The 1,723-nt window shown below is 63.8% G+C and carries 2 protein-coding genes; one reads left to right on the forward strand and one right to left on the reverse strand.

Going from position 1 to position 1,723, the window contains the following annotated elements:
• The coding region (locus tag E3O39_RS00710; RefSeq protein ID WP_166787280.1) for an IS3 family transposase at positions 1-127 on the forward strand (127 nt) is incomplete at its 5' end.
• A 135-nt stretch (positions 128-262) separates the two neighbouring features.
• On the opposite strand, the gene E3O39_RS00715 is transcribed toward E3O39_RS00710, so the two are convergent.
• Positions 263-1,507: an IS256 family transposase gene (locus tag E3O39_RS00715; RefSeq protein WP_134446645.1), complete on the reverse strand. Its 1,245-nt coding sequence runs from the start codon at positions 1,505-1,507 to the stop codon at positions 263-265.
• Between the last annotated feature and the right edge of the window lie 216 nt (positions 1,508-1,723).

Raw genomic sequence — 1,723 nt, forward strand, 5'->3', positions numbered from 1 at the left:
AACCGTCGACGAGTTCCACACGGGGCTGAACGACTACCTGCGATGGTGGAACACCACCCGAATCCAACAGCGGCTCGGCTACCTCAGCCCCGACGAATACCGCGCCCAAACAACCGCCACCACATAAAGTTGCATTACCGAGTCCAACTTTCGGGGACCACTCCACTGCTACGCCAGTACTTCCCGAAAGGCACCGACCTCTCGAGGTGGAGCGGTCAAGTCCCCGGTGGTGGTGTAGCGGTGTTTCCTTCGGCTTGAGGGTTTAAGCGCTGAGTTGGAGGACTGTTTCCGTGGCCCCGCTTTCGGTGTTGGAGACGAGTGTGAGGCGGCTTTTGGCGAGGATGTCCAGGCCGAGGTAGCGGCGGCCTTCGGCCCATTCATCGGTCTGCTCGGCGAGGACCGCGCCGACGAGGCGGATGATCGCGTCGCGATTGGGGAAGATGCCGACGCTGTCGGTACGGCGACGGATTTCACGGTTGAGGCGTTCGTTGGGGTTATTGGACCAGATCTGCTGCCAGAGCCCTTCCGGGAACGACGCGAAGGCGAGGATGTCGGCTCGGGCGTTGTCGAGGTGCTCGAACGCGTCGGGGAGTTTGTCTTCGACGTAGTCCAAGAGCCGGTCGAATTGGGCGTTCACACTGTCGGCATCGGGTTGGTCGTACACCGAGTGCAACATCGCTTTCACCGCCGGCCACATACTCTTCGGGCACACGCTCATCAGGTTCGCGGCGTAATGGGTGCGGCAGCGTTGCCAGGACGCACCGGGCAGGTTCGCCGCGATCGCCTCGACCAGGCCTTGGTGCGCGTCGGAGGTCACGAGCCGCACGCCAGTCAGGCCGCGGGCTGTGAGGTCGGCGAAGAAGCTGTTCCACGCTGCCCCGGTTTCGCTGGTTGCGACTTTGAGGCCGAGGACTTCGCGGCGTCCGTCGGCGTTGACGCCGGTCGCGACGAGAACGACAGCGTTGATCACCCGGCCACCCTCACGGACTTTCATGGTCAGCGCGTCGGCGGCGACGAAAGTGAACGGGCCCGCGTCGCCGAGGGGCCGGTGCCGGAACTGGTTCACGTGTTCGTCGAGCTCGGCCGCCATCCGGGATACCTGCGATTTCGACAGTGAGTGGATCCCGAGAGTTTTGACGAGTTTGTCCATCCGGCGCGTGGATACGCCGGCGAGGTAGCAGTCCGCGATCACTGTGATCATCGCAGCCTCCGCGCGTTTGCGCCTTTCGAGGAGCCATTCCGGGAAATACGTGCCCTGGCGCAGCTTCGGAACGGCGACGTCGATCGTGCCGACCCTGGTGTCGAGGTCGCGGTGTCGGTACCCGTTGCGTTGAGCGACCCGGTCGGGGCTGGGCTTGCCCCACTCCGCGCCGACAACCGCGTCAGCGTCGGCGGAGAGGAGGGCGTTGATCATGGTTTGCAGCAGGCTGCGCATCAGATCCGGAGACGCATCGCCCAGAGCTTCGCGGAGCAGGCCAGCAGGGTCGACAATATGTGGAGCGGTCATCGTGTTGATGCCTTTCGAGTGGGATGTAGGAGTTTCCTCGAAGGAACACCACGGTGACCGCGCCCACGTCCAAGGCGAGGCCAGCCACCGGGCTACACCACCTTAAGGGGCACTACTGGTGGAGCGCGGATGACCTCGAAGCCGTCGCTCTCGCCCTAAACAACCGACCCCGCAAAGTGCTCGGCTGGAAGACTCCGGCCGAAGTGTTCAGCCAAC

Origin of the sequence: Cryobacterium sp. MDB2-A-1, assembly GCF_004402675.1 — a bacterium.
GTDB lineage: Bacteria > Actinomycetota > Actinomycetes > Actinomycetales > Microbacteriaceae > Cryobacterium > Cryobacterium glucosi.

What these genes read in the sequence shown, in the direction of transcription:
- E3O39_RS00715 (WP_134446645.1), bottom strand. Translation starts at nt 1,507, where the DNA reads ATGACCGCTCCACATATTGTCGACCCTGCTGGCCTGCTCCGCGAAGCT.